The sequence below is a fragment of the Nocardia jiangsuensis genome, from assembly GCF_042650385.1.
Taxonomy (GTDB): domain Bacteria; phylum Actinomycetota; class Actinomycetes; order Mycobacteriales; family Mycobacteriaceae; genus Nocardia; species Nocardia jiangsuensis.
Genome location: NZ_JBHSAX010000008.1, coordinates 1 through 18,150, shown reverse-complemented (window position 1 = coordinate 18,150; position 18,150 = coordinate 1). Strand labels below are relative to the sequence as shown.

Here is an 18,150-nt window from a genome sequence, read left to right as displayed (position 1 = left end):
TGCCCGGCCTCGTCGTGTGTCTCCATGTCGACGATGCCATGGCGTCGAGAGCGGCGCTCAGCTGTCGAGCGTGAGCACCACCAGCGGAATCGGCCGATCGACCTTGGACTGGAAGTCCGCGAGCAGCGGGTTGTTCGCCAGCACCCAGGCCGCGAACTCGGCGTACTCCGCACCTTCGAGCACCCTGCCGGTCGCGTGGTGGGTCTTGTCCCCGTACTCCACGGTGACCTGCTGATTCGCCTTGATGTTGTGCCACCAGGCGGGGTACTTGTCCTCGATGAACGAGCTCACGTACAGGGTGTCGTCGCGGTACAGGGGGCCGAGTGGAGTCGTGTGCCGCTTGCCGCTCCTGGCGCCGGTGGTGGTGAGCAGGATGAGGTCCCCGCCCGCGTAGGCGCCGCCCACCCTGCCGGAGTTCTCCCGGAACTCGGTGATCACGTCGTCGTTCCAGCCGGCGATGCCGCCCTCCTGGTCCCACGCCTGGTTCCACGGCGCATTCGGGTCGTTGTAGTCGGTGATGTCGGCCTGATCCGTGTCGTTCATGATTCGAGTATCTCGGGCGGTTAGGACAGCTCGGGTCCTAACTCGGAACGGTTTCGCGGTGGCGCGGACATCGTTCCCCCTGGCACGGAGGTATGACAGACTCGAAAGTATGTTCGAGTGGATCTGGCGATGAGCGCTCGCGACCGGCTGGACCCGGAGCGCCTCGCCGCGATGTCGAAGGCCGAGCGGGTGGCCGCGCTGCGCGACGTCATCGACCGGGTCCCCGGCCCCGCGCTCGCGCGCACCCCGGTGCTCGCGGTGCCCGCGGCGCTCGGCCCGATCTTTCCGGACGGCGGGCTGGCCAAGGGGTCGACGGTGACCTATGCCGGGAGCAGCACGGTGCTGCTCGGGTTGCTGGCCGCCGTCACGGCGGACGGGTCTTGGGCCGCGCTGGTCGGCGGCGGGCGGCGCGGGCTGCTCGCCTTCCACGAGATGGGCGGTGACCTGGAGCGGCTCGCCGTCATCCGGGATCCGGGGCAGGATCCGCTCGGCGTGGTGGCGGCGCTGACCGACGGGATCGACCTGATCGTGCTGGATCACCGGGTCGACATCCCCCCCGCCCGGGCCCGCACGCTGGCCGGGCGGGTGCGCACCCAGAAAGCGGTGCTCCTGGTCGCCGGGCAGGACTGGCCGCACCCGGACCTGCGGATTCGCAGCCACCTGGCCGGGGCGCACGGCCTGGGCGCGGGGCGCGGGCGGCTGCGGGGGCTGGCGGTGGAGGTGGCGACGCAGGATCGGACCGGCCGGGTCCGGGAGGTGGCCGCGGTGCTGGACGGGGTCGGCGGGCGCACCGGGTGGACCGCCGCGGACGAGGGGCGCGGCACCGCGGCGCAGTCGCCGGTCACCGATCAGCGGACGGGGTGAGCGGCATGTCCCCACCCGGCCGAGCGGACCGGAGAGCGGCCGGTGCCGAATGTTCGCCGGAGCGCCGGACGCGGCCCGCGCGGCCCGATTTCCGACGCGCCGAGGGCGACGCGCCGGGATGCATATCGGCCGTCCCGCGACGTCGGCGGGGCGGCTCGCACCGGCTCGCGCCGACGCCTAAACTCGGCCACTCGGGCCGGATCGACGGCGGGACGGCACGCCCTCCCGCCGAGCGAAACGCGTCCCGATCCCGTCGCGACCCTGGGAGGTAGGACCGTCTTGGCCGAGTCCGGTTTCGTTCACCTGCACAACCACACCGAGTACTCGATGCTCGACGGCGCGGCCAAGATCTCGCCGCTCTTCGCCGAGGCGAACCGGCTCGGGATGACCGCGGTTGGCATGACGGACCACGGCAACATGTACGGCGCCTCCGAGTTCTACAACTCGGCGAAGAAGGCCGGGATCAAACCCATCATCGGGATCGAGGCGTACATCGCGCCCGCCTCCCGGTTCAACACCAAGCGGGTGCAGTGGGGCGATCCGAGCCAGAAGGGCGACGACGTCTCCGGCTCCGGCGCCTACACCCACATGACGATGGTCGCGGAGAACGCGACCGGGCTGCGGAACCTGTTCAAGCTCTCCAGCCTGGCCTCGATCGAGGGCCAGCTGGGCAAGTGGGCGCGGATGGACGAGGAGATCATCGCCGCGCACGCCGAGGGCATCATCGCCACCACCGGCTGCCCGTCCGGCGAGGTGCAGACCAGGCTGCGGCTGGGCCACGAGCGCGAGGCACTGGAGGCCGCGGCCAAGTGGCAGGAGATCTTCGGCCCGGAGAACTTCTTCCTCGAGGTGATGGACCACGGCCTCTCGATCGAGCGCCGGGTGCGCGAGGGGCTGCTGATGATCAGCAAGCAGCTCGACATCCCGCCGATCGCCACCAACGACTGCCACTACGTCACCAAGGACCAGTCCACCAACCACGAGGCGCTGCTCTGCATCCAGACCGGCAAGACGCTCTCGGACCCGACCCGGTTCAAGTTCGACGGCGACGGCTACTACCTCAAGTCGGCCGCCGAGATGCGCGCCATCTGGGACGCCGAGGTCCCCGGCGCCTGTGACAACACGGTGCGCATCGGCGAGCGGGTGCAGTCCTACGACGAGGTCTGGCAGCACCGCGACCGGATGCCGGTCTTCCCGGTGCCCGCGGGCGAGACCGAGGCCACCTGGCTGCGCAAGGAGGTCGCCCGCGGCCTGGACCAGCGCTTCCCGAACGGGGTGCCGCGCGAGTACGCCGACCGGGCGGACTACGAGATCAGCGTCATCCTGGAGATGGGCTTCCCCGCCTACTTCCTGGTCGTCGGCGACCTGATCAAGCACGCGCGCGAGGTCGGCATCCGGGTCGGCCCCGGCCGCGGCTCGGCGGCCGGTTCGCTGGTGGCCTACGCCCTGCACATCACGAACATCGACCCGATCCCGCACGGCCTGCTCTTCGAGCGCTTCCTGAACCCCGAGCGCGTGTCGATGCCCGACATCGACATCGACTTCGACGATCGCCGCCGCGGCGAGATGGTGCGCTACGCCACCGAGCAGTGGGGCACCGACAAGGTCGCCCAGGTGATCACCTTCGGCACCATCAAGACCAAGGCCGCGATCAAGGACTCGGCGCGGGTGCTCTTCGGCCAGCCCGGCTTCGCCATCGCCGACCAGATCACCAAGGCGCTGCCGCCGCCGATCATGGCCAAGGACATCTCGGTCTCCGGCATCACCGACCCGAACCACGAGCGGTACAAGGAGGCCGCCGAGGTCCGCGAGCTGATCAACAGCAACCCGGACATCGCCAAGATCTACGAGACGGCGCGCGGCCTCGAGGGGCTGATCCGCAACGCCGGCGTGCACGCCTGCGCGGTGATCATGTCCTCGGAGCCGCTCACCGACGCCATCCCGGTGTGGAAGCGGGCCCAGGACGGCGCCATCATCACCGGCTGGGACTACCCGTCCTGCGAGGCCATCGGCCTGCTCAAGATGGACTTCCTCGGCCTGCGCAACCTCACCGTGCTCGGCGACGCGATCGACAACGCCAAGCTCAACCGCGGCATCGAGATCGACCTGGACGCGCTGCCGCTGGACGACAAGCTCACCTACGAGCTGCTGCAGCGCGGCGACACGCTCGGCGTCTTCCAGCTGGACGGCGGCCCCATGCGCGACCTGCTGCGCCGCATGCAGCCCACCGCCTTCGAGGACATCGTCGCCGTCGGCGCGCTCTACCGGCCCGGCCCGATGGGCATGAACGCGCACAACGACTACGCGGACCGGAAGAACGGCAGGCAGGAGGTGAAGCCGATCCACCCGGAGCTGGCCGAGCCCCTGAAGGAGATCCTGGGCGAGACCTACGGCCTGATCGTGTATCAGGAGCAGATCATGCACGTCGCGCAGAAGGTGGCCGGGTACTCGCTCGGCCGCGCCGACATCCTGCGCCGCGCCATGGGCAAGAAGAAGGCCGAGGTGCTGGCCGCGGAGTTCGAGGGCTTCGAGGCGGGCATGCAGGCCAACGGCTACTCCAAGGCCGCCATCAAGGCGCTCTGGGACACCATCCTCCCGTTCGCCGGCTACGCCTTCAACAAGTCGCACGCCGCCGCCTACGGCCTGGTCTCCTACTGGACCGCCTACTTCAAGGCGAACTACCCCGCCGAGTACATGGCGGCGCTGCTCACCAGCGTCGGCGACGACAAGGACAAGGCCGCCGTCTACCTCTCGGACTGCCGCAGGCTCGGCGTGCACGTGCTGCCGCCGGACGTGAACGAGTCCGAGCTGAACTTCGCCTCGGTCGGCACCGACGTGCGGTTCGGGCTCGGCGCGGTGCGCAATGTCGGCGCGAACGTGGTGGCCTCGATCCTGCAGGCGCGCAAGGAGAAGTCGAAGTACACCGACTTCTCCGACTACCTGAACAAGATCGATACCGTGGCCTGCACCAAGAAGGTCACCGAGTCGCTGATCAAGGCGGGCGCCTTCGACTCGCTCGGGCACCCCCGCAAGGGACTGCTGCTGATCCACTCGGACGCCATCGACGCGGTGATGACCACCAAGAAGGCCGAGGCGATCGGGCAGTTCGACCTCTTCGGCGGGGTGGACGCGGACGAGTCGATCACCTCGATCTTCAATGTCGCGGTGCCGGACGACGAGTGGGAGTCCAAGCACCGGCTGGCGCTGGAGCGGGAGATGCTCGGGCTCTACGTCTCCGGGCACCCGCTGAACGGCGTCGAGCACGTGCTCGCCGCGCAGGCCGACACCCAGATCCCGGCCATCCTGGAGGGCGATCTCAAGGACGGCACCCAGGTGACCGTCGGCGGCATCCTGGCCTCGGTGAACCGGCGGGTCAACAAGAACGGCCTGGCCTGGGCCTCGGCCCAGCTGGAGGATCTGACCGGCGGCATCGAGGTGCTCTTCTTCCCGCAGTCGTACCAGCTCTACGGCATGGACGTGGTCGAGGACGCCATCGTGCTGGTGAAGGCGAGGGTCAGCGTGCGCGATGATCGAATCTCGCTGATCGCCAACGACCTCGCGGTGCCGGATCTCTCCACCATCGGCGTCGCCAAGCCGCTCGCCGTCACGGTGACCACCCGGATGTGCACGCCGGACAAGATCGGTGAGCTCAAGCGGGTGCTGATCAGGCACCCCGGCACCGCCGACGTGCATGTGCGGCACGTCGGGGCCAGGGACAAGACCACCGTGCTCAAGCTCGCCGACAGCTTCCGGGTCTCGCCGTCATCGGCGCTCATGGGCGACCTGAAGGCGCTGCTCGGCCCCGGTTGCCTGGCGGGCTGAGCTACACCGGAACGCGCTGCGCCGCCCGGCGGTCAGCGGATCGGTTCAATATGGGGAACACGCACCACTGATACCGAGGTGACCAGGGCATTCGGTCCTATTGTTGGGTCGTTCGTCCTGATCTCGGCTCGTGTGGTGGAGGTGTGGGCATGACAGTCGCCGGTTCGATCCGGTCCGGTATCGCTCGCTGCGCGGCGGCCGGGGCCGTGGTGCTGGTACTGGCCGCGCCCGCCGCGGCGGCCCCGCTGCGGCAGGACGCGCAGTTCCCGCTCCCCGCGCTCGGGCTGACCGCCGTGCAGACCTTCGACGGCCGCGACGACGTGGTCGCGCTGGTGGTTCCGGTGCCGCCGGGGATGACGCCCGCCGCGCTGCGCGGCACCCTCCAGGTCGCGCCGGACGCCGGGACCGGGCGGATCGACGTCGAGGTGCAGGGCCGGGTGGTCGGCTCGGTCGAGGTGCCGCCGGGCAGCGCCACGCTGCCGGTGAGCCTGCCGCTGGCCGGGGTCCCGGTACTGAACGGCGCAGCCACCGTCACGCTGCACTCGCACCTGACCGCCATGGGCGCGGGCTGGTGCGCCGCGGGGGGCGGCACGCTCGCCCTGGTGGACGCCACCGTCGACTACACCGGCGACGAGGCGCAGCCCGGAGTGATCGCGGACTTCCTGCCGCCGGTGCTGAACCGGCTCACCCTGTACCTGCCCGCCACCCCGTCGGCGGACGAGACGGCCACCGCGCTCGAGCTCGGCACCGCCGTCGTCGCCAGGTACGCCAACCAGACCGTCGCGGTGGAGCTGCGCCCGCTCGGCCCCGGCGGTGCGATTCCGGCGGAGCAGCCGGGGTTGCTGGAGCGCCGGGTGGTGATCACCGAGGCGGACACCGCGGGCACCACGCTGCAGACCGCGGCCCCCGGCGGCCCGGTGCTCGCGGTCACCGGCCGCGGCGCGGAGCTGCGCACCCAGGCCCGGCTGATCACCAGCAATATGGCCTGGATCGCCGCGGACACCGACGCCGTCGCCGGCTCGCTCGCCCCGGCGCCGCAGCTCGCGCCGGACAGCGTCACGCTGCGCGAGCTCGGCGTCACCACGCTGAGCGGGACCGGCCAGGGCCGGGTCCGGATCCCGATCGCGGTGGATCAGACCCGGCTCGGCCGCCCGTCAGGGACCGTGCGGATCCATCTGCGCGGTAACTACACACCGCTGCCGGACGGGGCGAACGGGCAGCTCACGGTGGCCGTCGGGGACAGCACGCTGGACCACTGGCCGGTGGACGGCTCCGGCGGCATCGACCGCTGGATCGACATCCCGGATCGGCTGCTCGGCCGCTTCACCGAGGTCGCGGTGGTGCTGCAGGTCGCAGGCGAAGCCGGCTGCGAGGCGGCGCAGCCGGCCACGCTCACCCTCGACCCGGAGAGCACGGTGGAGAGCGTGCGGCGGGTGCCGCCGGTGCCCGGCGGGTTCGAGGCGCTGCCGCAGGCGCTCATGCCCGCCGTGCAGGTCGGGCTGAGCGAGGGCACGCTGGCCGACGCCGGTCGCGCGCTCGGGCTGCTCACCGGGTTGCAGCGGATGACGCTCGCGCCGCTGCGCCCGGAGCTGGTCCCGCTCGACGCCGCGCTGCACTCGGACCGCCCCGCCGTCCTGATCGCGGCCGACGGCGGGCTGCCGGACTCGCTCGAGCTCCCGCTCACCGTGATCGGGCCGAGCGTCACCGTCGCCGACGCCGACGGTGGTCCCGCGCAGAGCGTGGAGCTGCCAGGGCAGCGGCTCGGCTCGCTGCAGGCCGCCTGGAGCGGTGACCGGATGCTGCTGGTCGCCACCTCCACCGGCGACCCCGCCGCCACCGATCGGCTGCTCGACTGGCTGCGCGCCGAGCCGGACCGCTGGTACGGGTTGCGCGGCGGGGTGCTGGTGCAGACCGGCGACCGGGAGCCGATCCTGCTGCAGGCGCCGGCCACGCTGCCCGCCGAGCAGCAGAGTGACGACCACACCACTCTCTTGGTGGCGGGCGCGGTGCTGCTCGGAATCGGGCTGATCGGCGCCGTCCTCGTCCTGCTCACCCGAGCCCGCCGCGGCCCCGGCCGCCGGGCGTGAGCACCGACACCGCGCAGCGCCCGCTCTGGCTGCGCCACCCGATCCTCGCGGTGAGCCTGCGCTGGGCGCCCATCGTCGGCGGCGGCGCGATCGCCTTCCACGAGTCGCTGAGCCGCCTGCAGCCCGGCGCCGAGAACGGCCAGCGGGTCGGTTACTTCGTGATGCTGCCGCTGGTGGCACTGGTGGCCGCGATCGGCATCGCCCGGCGCCGCTACCGGGAGCTGCCCATCCACGACCGGCAGGTCGACTACATCGTCGGCGGCATGGCGCTCGTCCTCGCGGTCGTGATCGTCGGGCTGCTCGTCCCGCGCTACCCGGACACCTTCGACCTGCTCCGGCTGGACATGTACGCGGGCGTCGCCTACTACTTCGGCGGCTGCGTGCTGATGTTCGGGCTGCGCGCGACCGGCCGGTTCTGGCCGGTCTGGCTGGTGGTGCTGCTCTTCGGGCCGCTGCCGTACCGCGCGCTCGCGGTGCTGCTCGGCGGCGACTGGAAGGCGTCGGCGGTGGTGTCGGTGCTGTTCGTCGGGTTCTGCGCTGGCATCGCGGTGGCCCGCACCTGGCTGCGCGGGCTGCTCGGCGCGCTGGCCGGGCTGCTCGTCGGGCTGGTGCTGGTCGGGCTGCTGGACCTGGCGACGACGGGCATCCCGAACCCGCTGGTACAGCAGCTGCCCGCCGCCGTCGCGGTGGCCGGGGTCGGGCTCTACTTCATCGGGCACACCATCCGGCACCGGGAGCCGAACGCGCACCTGGTGCCGCGCCGCGAGCCGACCGTCGCGCGCCCGTGGCCCGCGCTGATCGTGCTCGCCGCCGCCACGATCGCGCTCTCCCTGCTTCCCCTTCCGCCGCCGATCGATCAGCGGATCGGCACCGGCCCGCCGCTCGTGGACCAACCGGGGCTGAGCGTGCCGGACGGCTGGACCCAGACCGGGTTCGCCCGGCTGGACTGGGCGCCGCAGTACTACGGCGTCGGCGCCACCCTGGTCCGCCAGGCGGTGACCGCGGACCGTGTGGTCGACGCCTGGGACACCAAGGGCCGCAGGCGGACCCTCGTGGTCGACACGCTGAACACCGACGACGTCTTCAATCTCCAGGTGTACCCGGGCCAGACGCTGTACTCCACCATCTACGCCCGCCGCTCCGACCCGCTCACCATCGAGCTGGCGCCGGGCCAGACCGGCCGGATCTACACCATCGTGGACGAGAACCTCTTCCTCACCTGGACCTACCTGAGCTTCATCTGGCACCGCGGCGCGGTGGTGGAGTCGGTGCGGGTGATCGCCGTCGACAACCACGAGCCGGGCGCCCCGTTCCCCGCGCCGTCGCCGAACATGGGCTCGATCGCCGCGCAGACCTTCACGATCATGATGCGCGGCAACGCCGTCGCGGTGGACGACAAGCCCGAGTACAAGGACGTCGACCTGCTCACCACCTTCGGCAGGGCACTGGTCGCCCGGCAGTGGGAGGCGCCGTGACCGATCCCGAGTTCCGCGCCGCCGCGCTGCACGACGCCGTCTCCGGGCTGCGCGAGCGCACCCCCAGCGCGTCGGCGGCCGTCCCCTTCACGCCGTGGCAGCGCGTCGTCGCCTTCGCGCTGCTCGCGCTGCTGATCGCGGGCGGGATCTTCGCGCCGATCCCCACACTCACCACGCTCACCGCGGTGAGCACGCTCGCCTACGTCGCCGCGCTGATCGACCGGCTGGTGATCTTCCGGCGCGGGCTGCCCGCGGACGCCATCGTCCAGATCGACGACGACGAGGCGCGCGCCGTCCCGGACGCCGAGCTCCCGCCCTACACCGTGCTCATGCCCGCCTACGACGAGACCGAGGTGATCGGCCAGCTCATCGCCGCCATGGCCGCGCTGGACTACCCGAAGGACAAGCTGCAGATCCTGCTGCTGCTCGAAGAGGACGACGACACCACCATCGCCGCCGCGGCCGCCGCCGGGGTGGAGCAGGTGGCCACCGTGATCCTGGTCCCCGCCGCCGACCCGCGCACCAAACCCAAGGCCTGCAACTACGGCCTGCACTTCGCCACCGGCGAGATCCTCACCATCTACGACGCCGAGGACATCCCGGACCCGCTGCAGCTGCGCAAGGTGGTCGCCACCTTCGCCCGCTCCGACCCGCGCACCGCCTGCGTGCAGGCCAAGCTGGCCTTCCGCAACGGCAGGCAGAACCTGCTCACCGGCTGGTTCACCGTGGAGTACGACGTCTGGTTCAGCTACCTGCTGCCCGGCGTCATGCGGGTGAACGCGCCGATCCCGCTCGGCGGCACCTCCAACCACCTGCTCCGCCGGGTGCTGGACGACATCGGCGCCTGGGACCCGTACAACGTCACCGAGGACGCCGACCTCGGAGTCAGGCTGGCGATCAACGGCTACCGCACCGCGGTGCTGAACTCGGTCACCTGGGAGGAGGCGAACAGCGACCCGATCAACTGGCTGCGCCAGCGTTCCCGCTGGTACAAGGGGTATCTCCAGTCCTGGCTCGTGCACACCAGGCACCCGGTGCGGCTCTGCCGCGCGATCGGCACCGCCGCCTTCCTCCGCTTCACCCTGCTGCTCGCGGGCACCCCGCTGATCGCCTGCGTGAACGCGCTCTTCTGGCTGGTGCTGCTGCTCTGGCTGCTCGGCCAGCCGCGCGCGGTGGCCTGGGTCTTCCCGCCGGCGGTCTACTACCCGGCGCTGATCAGCCTGGTCCTCGGCAACGCGCTGACCGTCTACATGAACCTGATCGGCTGCCGCGAGGGCCGCGACCCCCGGCTGCTCGTCGCCTGCCTGACCGTGCCGATCTACTGGTTCATGATGAGCATCGCCGCCATCAAGGGGGTGTGGCAGCTGCTGCGCAACCCGTCGTACTGGGAGAAGACGGCGCACGGGCTGGAGGTCACCACCGACGAGCCTGCGCCGTGAGGACACGGCCGCTCTTCACCGGCACCGCCCTGGTCTACCTGGTGCTCGGCTGGTTGCTCGCGGTGCGGCACGGCTACCTCATGGGCGACGCGCTGAGCCGGGTGCAGGCGGTGCAGGCGGTGCTCTTCAGCCGCGACCCGCACCTGGCCGCGATCGGCTTCGTCTTCACCCCGCTCACCGCGCTGCTGGAGCTGCCGCTGGTGGCGCTGAGCCCGTGGCTGCCCGCGCTCACCAGGTACGGCGTGGCCGGGGTCGTGGTCTCCGCGCTCTTCATGGCGGGCGCGGTGGTGCAGGTGCACGGGATCGGCGTCGACCGCGGCGCACCCCGATGGCTGATCGTGCTGGTGACGGCGGTCTTCGCGGTGAACCCGATGATCCTCTGCTACGCGCTCACCGGGATGAGCGAGGCGCCGTTCGTCTTCTGCGGCTGCTGGGCGGTGCGCAGGCTGATCCGCTGGGTCCGCACCGACGACATCCACGACCTGATCACCGCGGGCGCCGCGCTCGGCCTCGGCTACCTGGCCAGGTACGACGCGGTGGTGCCGATCGTGGTCGCCGCCGCCTTCGTCGCGCTGCGCAGCTACCTGGCTGCCCGCGACCGCAAGCGCGGCGACCGGGTGGCCGCCGGGGTGCTCGACGCGCTGCTGCTGATCGGGCCGGGGGCGCTGGCGGTGCTCACCTGGTTCGTCACCAGCTGGCTGCTCACCGGCGAGGGGCTGGCCCAGTTCAGCTCGGCCTACGGCAATGCCGCGATCATCGAGCAGTCCGGCGGCGCGGCGCAGCAGGGGCTCGCCGCGCTCGGCTTCTCCGCGGCCGGGCTGCTGATTCTGGCTCCCGCGCTGCCGCTGATCGCGCCGGTCGCGCTGGCGCTCGGGCTGCGCCGCCGGGACATCGAGGTGCTGGTGCCGACGCTGATCTTCGGCTCGGTGCTGGCCTTCCAGGCGTACGCCTACTTCCGCGGCGCCACCTTCCCGCTGCTCCGCTTCTACATCGCGGGCATCCCGCTGGTCTGCGTCTACACCCTGCAGCTCGCCCCACCGGTCGGCGCGCCCGCCGCGCGGCGGCCGGGCCGCAACGCCAGGCCGCGCGGCGCCGCCGTCCCGCGGGCGCGCGCCGCCGCCGCGCTCGGCGGCGCGCTGCTGGTGCTGAGCCTGCCGATCACGGCGCTCGGCCTCGCCGAACCCACCATCTCGGTGCAGCAGTACGCGCTGCGCAGCCTCTTCACCGGCCCCGGCGATACCGCCCCGACGGTCGACACCGAGCGCCGCATCCTCGCCTCCTTCCGCACCGAGCGCGCCATCGCCGACTACCTCGACGCCCAGCACCTGCCGGACGGCTCGGTGCTCACCGACAGCGTCTCCGGCTTCGGCATCGTGGTCGCCTCCGACCACCCGGAGCAGTTCGTCATCCCCTCCGACGAGGACTTCATCACCGTCCTCAGCGACCCGGCCGCGCACGGCGTGCGCTACATCCTCGCCGTCCCGCCGGTCGGCCGCGGCACCGCCGACGCGGTCAACCGCCGCTACCCGACCATCTACGAGAACGGCGGCGAGGTGGCGGTGCTGGAGCTGGAGGCGCCGAACGACGGCCAGGACCAGCCGAATTGGCGGCTCTACCGGGTGATTCCGCCAAGACCTAGCGGGTGACGGGGCTACCGCAGGTCGAAATCGCCGCGTGCGATCGCGGAACTGAAGGCACCCCAGGCGCTCGCGGGGAACGTCAGGTGCCCGCGCTCGATGTGCTTCGAGTCTCGGATACCGACCTGAGCACCCACGAAGGCGACTTCGACGCAGTCTTTGCTGCCGCTCTTGGTGGACTTGAACCAGCGCGCCCCCGCGAAATCGACGGTCACCGCACGTACCTCCTTGCCACCTGCCTGAGCAGGTCACGTGTCTGCTGCGGGTTCAACGCTACGCGGGCGCTGGTTTGGAAGGCGATTCGATATCGATCCACGCTTTCGGACCGCTCGAGGTAGAGATCGCCGGTGTAGCCGTCGACATAGACGACCGACGGCTCGCGTCTGCCCTTCGTGCCCTGTTCGAAGTCGAGGATGGTGAACGGGCCGGTGAGGTCACCGAGCGGGACACCGGCGGCGAAGGGCACCACTCGCACCTCGACGTTGCCGCGCGTGCCGACGTCGGCGAGATGTTTGAGCTGCTGGGCCATGATCGCCGGGCTGCCGACGATCCGGTGCAGGATCTGCTCGTCCAGCAGGGCGGTCATGCGGATGGGCCGCCATTCGCGGGTGACGATCTTCTGGCGGTGTAGCCGCATCTGAACGCGGCGGCCGATATCGGACGATTCGTTGTCCGGGTATGCCGCTCGGATCAGGGATTCGGCGTAGGACGGTGTCTGGAGCAGCCCGGGCACGAGGACGTTGAACGACGTCAATGTCCGTGCAGCTGATTCCAGTCCGATGTAGACGTCGAAGTCGCTCGGGATGAGGTCGCCGTACTCGTGCCACCAGCTCCGGTCGTTGCCCTGCCTGGCCAGGCCGAGCAGTGCGTCGGTCATGGTCGCGTCCGCCTGCAGGACTCGGCATAGCGCTTCGATATCGAGCAGCCGGATCCGGTGCGGGGTCCCGGTCTCGAGCCGCTGCACCGTCCCCGCGCCCCGCTCGATCAGCCGAGCAACCTCCGCAATCGTCAGCCCGGACTCCTGCCGCAGCTCCCGCAGATGCCGCCCCAGCTGTCGTCGCGGCACCGTCGAACCCGAGTGCGGATTCGCACGCTCCTCAGTTCTGGATCCCCCATTTTGAACACTGGGGCCCCTATTCTTGGATGCCACAGATCTCCCCTTCGGACGAGTGAAAATGCCTCATAGTCAACGGTTTACAGTACATTCTGAGCCAATTTAACTGGTTCGGTTCGGCTGCTGTGCATTCTCCGATCTCGCGAAAATCGCATCGGCCCGGAACGGTCTGCCATCGCCCGCGCCCGGCCCGGGACGAACGTGGGACTTCCCTTCTGTGCGTCAGTTCGACGGCCTGGAGACAGGACTGGGCCCTTCCGAACCCGGACTCCTGCAACCGCGGAGAATCCAATGCACACCGGCACACAATCGGGAGAGACGCCCTCCAGGAGCCGCGACCACCGCGATGCGTCCGTCTCGTCCGACACCCCTCCGGACGTGGACGGAAGGCGCTGTCGAGAACCCTGGAGGAGCCTTCGGTGAGAGTTTCCAGGCGAGCCGCGACTACTACGACTTCGACGTGATGGGCTCGCCGGAACTCCGCGGCTTGTACTACCGTGACCGGCCCTCAAGGTGGTCGTCAGTTGCTACGGGGTTGGGTTGCGTCCAGCAGAGTGGTCTACGGCCTGACGCCAGCAATGTCTGAGCGTGTCGTAGCCGGACGAGGAACGGTCACCGCGTGATTCTTCAAGAGACCGCCAAAGTCACTAGAAGGAGAACCACGCGATGACCGATCTCCAGCCTATCGACCCATCCAAGATGCTGTCGGACCAACTCGCCGCCGCGAGTCCCGACCTGCTGCGCACCATGCTCTCGATGTTCATCCAGACCTTGATGGGCGCCGAGGCTGACACGGGGCCTGGTGCACGAACAGGTGACGGTGTTCAGGCAGCCTGTCGGGCTGCCGGGGTCATGATTGCTTCGTACTCGATCGGGGTCAACCGGCCGAGCCGGTCCTGGCGCCGACGCCGGTGATAGGTGCGTTCGATCCAGACCACGATCGCAATCCGGAGTTGCTCGCGGGTTTCCCAGGCTCGCCGGTCCAAGACGTTGCGTTGCAGCAGGCTGAAGAAGCTCTCCATCGCCGCGTTGTCACCGGCCGAACCCACCCGGCCCATCGACCCCACCATGCGAAACTTGTTCAGCGCGTGCACGAAGCGCCGAGCGCGGAATTGCGACCCTCTGTCGGTGTGAACAATGCAGCCGGCCACCTCACCGCGGCGAGCGACCGCGTTGCGCAATGCGGTCACCGCCAGCCGCGAAGTCATCCGCGAGTCGATCGAATAGCCGACGATCCGACCCGAGAACACGTCCTTGACCGCACAGATATAGAGCTTGCCTTCGCCGGTCCGATGCTCACTGATATCGCTGAGCCACAACCGATTCGGACCATAAGCGGTGAACTCACGGCGCACCCGGTCGTCGTGGACCGGCGGCCCTGGTCGTTTGCCCGACCCGCGGCGGGGTTTGCCGAACGCACTCCACCATTGGTTCGCCGAGCAGATCCGCCACGCCGTCCGCACCGCCATCGGCTCACCCGCGGCACCGGCCTCATCGGCCAGGAACCGGTACCCGAACTCCGGGTCATCGCGGTGAGCGTCGAACAGGGCGTTCGCCCGGTAGGCCTCGGCGAGTTCTGCGTCGGTGACCGGGGCGGCCAGCCAGCGGTAGTAGGGCTGGCGAGCGAGCTTCAACACCCGGCACGTCACCACGACAGGAGTCCCGTCGGCAGCGAGCTCCTTCACGAGCGGGTAGATCTTTTTCCCGGCAGCTGAGCCTGGGACAAATACGCCGCCGCGCGGCGCAGGACCTCGTTCTCCTGCTCGAGCAGCCGGTTACGGCGCCGCAGCTCCCGCAACTCCGCCGACTCGCTCGTCGTGGCTCCCGGCTTCACACCCTCATCGACATCGGCCTGGCGGATCCATTTCGACAACGTCATCGGATGGATCCCGAAATCCGCGGCGATCTGGTCCAGGGTCACCCCCTCGTCACGGTTGCGGGCGACGCGGACCACGTCGTCACGGAACTCGCGGGGATAAGGCTTGGGCACGATGACATCCTTCCAGGCCCACCTCTCAGCAAGCCAGATCGATGACACCTACCCGTGCACCAGCCCCACGCTCTGCGTCGCCGGCTACGGCGAACACAGCAACGACCGCGTCAACCACCGCAACGGCTACCGCCACCGCGACTTCGACACCCGTGTGGGCACGATCGACCTCGCGATCCCCAAACTGCGCACGGGCAGCTACTTCCCCGATTGGCTGCTCGAGCGCCGCAAACGCGCCGAACGAGCACTGACCAGTGTGGTCGCGACCTGCTACCTGCTCGGCGCCTCGACCCGGCGGATGGAGAAGCTCGTCGAGTCCCTCGGAGTGACCAAACTGTCGAAGTCGCAGGTCTCGATCATGGCCGCTGACCTCGACACCCAGGTCGAAGCGTTCCGCACCCGCCCCCTCGACCAAGGCCCCTACACCTTCCTCGCCGCTGATGCCCTGGTGCTGAAAGTCCGCGAGAACGGACGCGTGGTCAACGTCCACGCCCTGATCACCACCGGGGTCAACGCCGAGGGCTACCGGGAGATCCTCGGGATCCAGGTCACCTCGGGTGAGGACGGCGCGGGTTGGCTGGCGTTCTTCCGCGACCTGGTCGCCCGCGGCTTGAGCGGGGTCGAGCTGGTCACCTCCGACGCCCACGCCGGTCTCGTGGCCGCGGTCGGAGCCACCCTGCCTGGGGCGTCTGGCAACGCTGTCGGACCCACTACACGGTGAACCTCATGAGCATCACACCGAAGAATTCGTGGCCGTGGGACGGGGTTGCGTCCAGCAGAGTGGTGTACGACCAGGCGCCAGCAAAGTCTGAGCGTGTCGTAGCCGGGAAGAGAGCGGTCACCGCGTGATCCTTCAGAAGACCTACCAAGTCATGAGAAGGAAGTTTCACGCGATGACCTCTGTCAACGATATCGACCTACCGCAGATGCTGTCGGATCGACTCGCCGCCGCGAGCCCGGACCTGCTGCGCGAGATGCTCGCGACGTTCATCCAGACCTTGATGAGCGCTGAAGCCGACGCGGTCTGCGGGGCGGGCTACGGGCAACGCTCCGAGGAGCGGGTCAACCACCGCAACGGCTACCGCCACCGCGACTTCGACACCCGGGTCGGCACGATCGACGTGGCGGTGCCGAAGCTGCGATCGGGTAGCTACTTCCCGGATTGGCTGCTCGAGCGCCGCAAACGCGCCGAACGTGCCCTCACCTCGGTGGTCGCGACCTGCTACTTGCTCGGGGTCTCCACCCGGCGGATGGAGAAGCTGGTCGAGTCCTTGGGGGTGACGAAGCTGTCGAAGTCCCAGGTCTCGATCATGGCGACCGAGCTCGACGCCCAGGTCGAGGCGTTCCGCACCCGGCCGCTGGACCAGGGCCCCTACACCTTCCTCGCCGCGGACGCCCTGGTGCTGAAGGTGCGCGAGAACGGTCGCGTGGTCAACGTCCACACCCTGATCGCCACCGGAGTCAACGCCGAGGGCTACCGGGAAATCCTCGGCGTCCAGGTGACTCCGGTGAGGACGGCGCCGGCTGGCTGGCGTTCTTCCGCGACCTGGTCGCCCGCGGCCTGAGCGGGGTCGAGTTGGTCACCTCCGACGCCCACGCCGGGCTCGTCGCCGCGATCGGGGCCACCCTGCCGGGCGCGTCCTGGCAGCGCTGCCGCACCCACTACACCGTGAACCTGATGTCGATATGCCCGAAATCCTCGTGGCCCTGGGTGCGAACCCTGCTGCATTCGGTCTTCGACCGAGCAGACTCGCAATCAGTTGCAGCGCAATATGATCGGATGCTCGACACCCTGGCCGAGAAGCTGCCGGAAGTCGCTGCCCACCTCGACACCGCACGCGCGGACCTGCTCGCGTTCACCGCGTTCCCGAAACAGATCTGGCGCCAGGTCTGGTCCAACAACCCCCAGGAACGGTTGAACAAAGAAATCCGGCGCCGCACCGACGTCGTCGGGATCTTCCCCGACCGCAACTCGATCATCCGCCTGGTCGGGGCCGTGCTCGCCGAGCAGCACGATGAATGGATCGAAGGCCGCCGCTACCTCGGCCTCGACGTCCTGGCCCGATCCCGCGACCTCACCGACCACACCGAACAGGAGGCCAACCCCGCAGCCCTGACCGCCTGACCCACCCGATCACGCGGTGACCATCCCGCTACACCACGCATTTGGACTTGACCTGGGACGGATCCTGCTGCACTCGGTATTCGACCAGGCAGACGCTGAATCTGTTGCCACACAATATGATCGAATGCTCGATGCACTGTCCGAGAAACCGCCGAAGATCGCCGACCACCTCGACGCCGCTCGCGCCGACCTGCTCGCCTTCACCGCGTTCCCGAAACAGATCTGGCGTCAGATCTGGTCGAACAACCCCCAGGAACGGTTGAACAAGGAAATCCGGCGACGCACCGACGTCGTCGGGATCTTCCCCGACCGCAACTCGATCATCCGCCTCGTCGGCGCCGTGTTGGCCGAACAACACGACGAGTGGATCGAGGGCCGCCGCTACCTCGGCCTCGACGTCCTGGCCCGCTCACGCGGACGCACCGACCTCACCACCGAACAGGAGCAAGCCCCTGCCGAACTGACCGCCTGAACACCAGGATCACGCGGAGACCGTTCTCCTACACCACGCATTTGGACTTGACCGCACACGTTCCAACCGGCGATGCAACCGCGCGCAGATACTCGAAATATTCAGGCGCGCAGATAGTCAAGGCTCCTCACGTTGGTCGAGTTGTTGTCGGAGTGCGGTCGCGGTGGCCGGTCCGAGCGCGTCGATGATGGCGTCGATGGTGTGTTGGTCGAGATGGGGTTGTTGTTGGTTGAGCAATCCGATGTCCCCGGAGTCGAACTCGCCGGTCAACTTCCACCAGCCGACGGCGGCCTCGACCAGAACGGTGAACGCCTCCGTGTGCTGCCCGGTGTGTGCCAGTACGCGGCCCAGGGTCGTGGTCACCTGCGAGGCGCCGCGTTCGTCGTCGGTGTCCCGGTATGCCTGGAGTGCTTGCCGTATGTGGTTTTCGGCTTGGTCGAAACGCCGCTGTTCCTGCGCCACCATGCCGAGTTGGTGGTAGGTGCTCGCGGCGCTGTGGCGGTCGCCGAACTCCAGTTTCAGGTCGAGGGCTTGGCGGTAGTAGTCCTCGGCTTGGTCGAAACGCCGCTGATCCTGCGCCAC

General features: G+C 69.4%; 11 protein-coding genes and 4 pseudogenes. 10 read left to right on the top strand and 5 right to left on the bottom strand.

Annotated elements, in window-relative coordinates; all coding sequences use genetic code 11:
* Positions 1-57: 57 nt before the first annotated feature.
* Positions 58-543 (bottom strand): nitroreductase/quinone reductase family protein, encoded by a 486-nt coding sequence (locus ACFO0B_RS09165; RefSeq protein ID WP_378611909.1) that lies wholly within the window; start codon positions 541-543, stop codon positions 58-60.
* A gap of 129 nt (positions 544-672) precedes the next feature.
* Here ACFO0B_RS09165 and ACFO0B_RS09160 point away from each other — a divergent pair, with 129 nt between their 5' ends.
* The 6 genes from ACFO0B_RS09160 (at position 673) to ACFO0B_RS09135 (ending at position 11,876) form a co-directional block, all read left to right on the top strand.
* The gene (locus ACFO0B_RS09160) at positions 673-1,407 is read left to right on the top strand and encodes a hypothetical protein (RefSeq protein ID WP_378611908.1); all 735 of its coding nucleotides are present in this window, start codon (positions 673-675) and stop codon (positions 1,405-1,407) included.
* A 279-nt stretch (positions 1,408-1,686) separates the two neighbouring features.
* Complete coding sequence (gene dnaE / locus ACFO0B_RS09155) at positions 1,687-5,229, top strand: DNA polymerase III subunit alpha (protein WP_378611907.1); 3,543 nt, start codon at positions 1,687-1,689, stop codon at positions 5,227-5,229.
* A gap of 149 nt (positions 5,230-5,378) precedes the next feature.
* Positions 5,379-7,316: a cellulose biosynthesis cyclic di-GMP-binding regulatory protein BcsB gene (locus ACFO0B_RS09150; protein ID WP_378611906.1), complete on the top strand. Its 1,938-nt coding sequence runs from the start codon at positions 5,379-5,381 to the stop codon at positions 7,314-7,316.
* On the top strand, positions 7,313-8,791 hold the full coding sequence (locus ACFO0B_RS09145; protein ID WP_378611905.1) for a hypothetical protein: 1,479 nt from the start codon (positions 7,313-7,315) through the stop codon (positions 8,789-8,791). The genes ACFO0B_RS09150 and ACFO0B_RS09145 overlap by 4 nt, the downstream gene beginning before the upstream one ends.
* Entirely contained in the window at positions 8,788-10,230 is a 1,443-nt protein-coding gene (locus tag ACFO0B_RS09140) for a glycosyltransferase (protein ID WP_378611904.1), read from the top strand. The genes ACFO0B_RS09145 and ACFO0B_RS09140 overlap by 4 nt, the downstream gene beginning before the upstream one ends.
* Positions 10,227-11,876: an ABC transporter gene (locus ACFO0B_RS09135; RefSeq protein WP_378611902.1), complete on the top strand. Its 1,650-nt coding sequence runs from the start codon at positions 10,227-10,229 to the stop codon at positions 11,874-11,876. Before ACFO0B_RS09140 ends, ACFO0B_RS09135 begins: the two co-directional genes overlap by 4 nt.
* A gap of 5 nt (positions 11,877-11,881) precedes the next feature.
* Here ACFO0B_RS09135 and ACFO0B_RS09130 read toward each other — a convergent pair whose 3' ends face one another.
* Together ACFO0B_RS09130 and ACFO0B_RS09125 are read right to left on the bottom strand one after the other, a co-directional pair.
* Positions 11,882-12,082: a DUF397 domain-containing protein gene (locus ACFO0B_RS09130; protein ID WP_378611901.1), complete on the bottom strand. Its 201-nt coding sequence runs from the start codon at positions 12,080-12,082 to the stop codon at positions 11,882-11,884.
* Positions 12,079-12,933, bottom strand: a complete 855-nt coding sequence (locus ACFO0B_RS09125) for a helix-turn-helix domain-containing protein (protein ID WP_378611900.1) — start codon at positions 12,931-12,933, stop codon at positions 12,079-12,081. The genes ACFO0B_RS09130 and ACFO0B_RS09125 overlap by 4 nt, the downstream gene beginning before the upstream one ends.
* Positions 12,934-13,647: 714 nt before the next feature.
* On the opposite strand from ACFO0B_RS09125, the pseudogene ACFO0B_RS09120 reads away from it, so the two are divergent.
* Positions 13,648-13,788, top strand: a pseudogene (locus tag ACFO0B_RS09120) (IS256 family transposase); the annotation flags it as partial.
* Between the two features lie 17 nt (positions 13,789-13,805).
* Here ACFO0B_RS09120 and ACFO0B_RS09115 read toward each other — a convergent pair.
* Positions 13,806-14,971, bottom strand: a protein-coding gene (locus tag ACFO0B_RS09115; protein ID WP_378611899.1) for an IS3 family transposase whose coding sequence is annotated in 2 segments (ribosomal slippage) — positions 13,806-14,689 and positions 14,689-14,971 — 1,167 coding nt in all. Because the reading frame shifts where the segments join, the coding sequence is not laid out codon by codon here.
* 70 nt (positions 14,972-15,041) lie between these two features.
* On the opposite strand from ACFO0B_RS09115, the pseudogene ACFO0B_RS09110 reads away from it, so the two are divergent.
* The 3 pseudogenes from ACFO0B_RS09110 to ACFO0B_RS09100 form a co-directional block, all read left to right on the top strand.
* A pseudogene (locus ACFO0B_RS09110) lies at positions 15,042-15,781 on the top strand (IS256 family transposase); the annotation flags it as partial.
* Positions 15,782-15,864: 83 nt separating this feature from the next.
* A pseudogene (locus ACFO0B_RS09105) lies at positions 15,865-17,096 on the top strand (IS256 family transposase).
* A gap of 58 nt (positions 17,097-17,154) precedes the next feature.
* Positions 17,155-17,568: pseudogene (locus ACFO0B_RS09100) on the top strand (transposase); the annotation flags it as partial.
* Between the two features lie 117 nt (positions 17,569-17,685).
* On the opposite strand, the gene ACFO0B_RS09095 reads toward ACFO0B_RS09100, so the two are convergent.
* On the bottom strand, positions 17,686-18,150 hold a 465-nt coding region (locus tag ACFO0B_RS09095; RefSeq protein ID WP_378611898.1), incomplete at its 5' end, for a tetratricopeptide repeat protein.

Bases quoted from the DNA above. Each gene is read 5' to 3' on its own strand.
- ACFO0B_RS09150 (WP_378611906.1), top strand. From the start codon at position 5,379: ATGACAGTCGCCGGTTCGATCCGGTCCGGTATCGCTCGCTGCGCGGCG.
- ACFO0B_RS09160 (WP_378611908.1), top strand. From the start codon at position 673: ATGAGCGCTCGCGACCGGCTGGACCCGGAGCGCCTCGCCGCGATGTCG.
- ACFO0B_RS09165 (WP_378611909.1), bottom strand. From the start codon at position 543: ATGAACGACACGGATCAGGCCGACATCACCGACTACAACGACCCGAAT.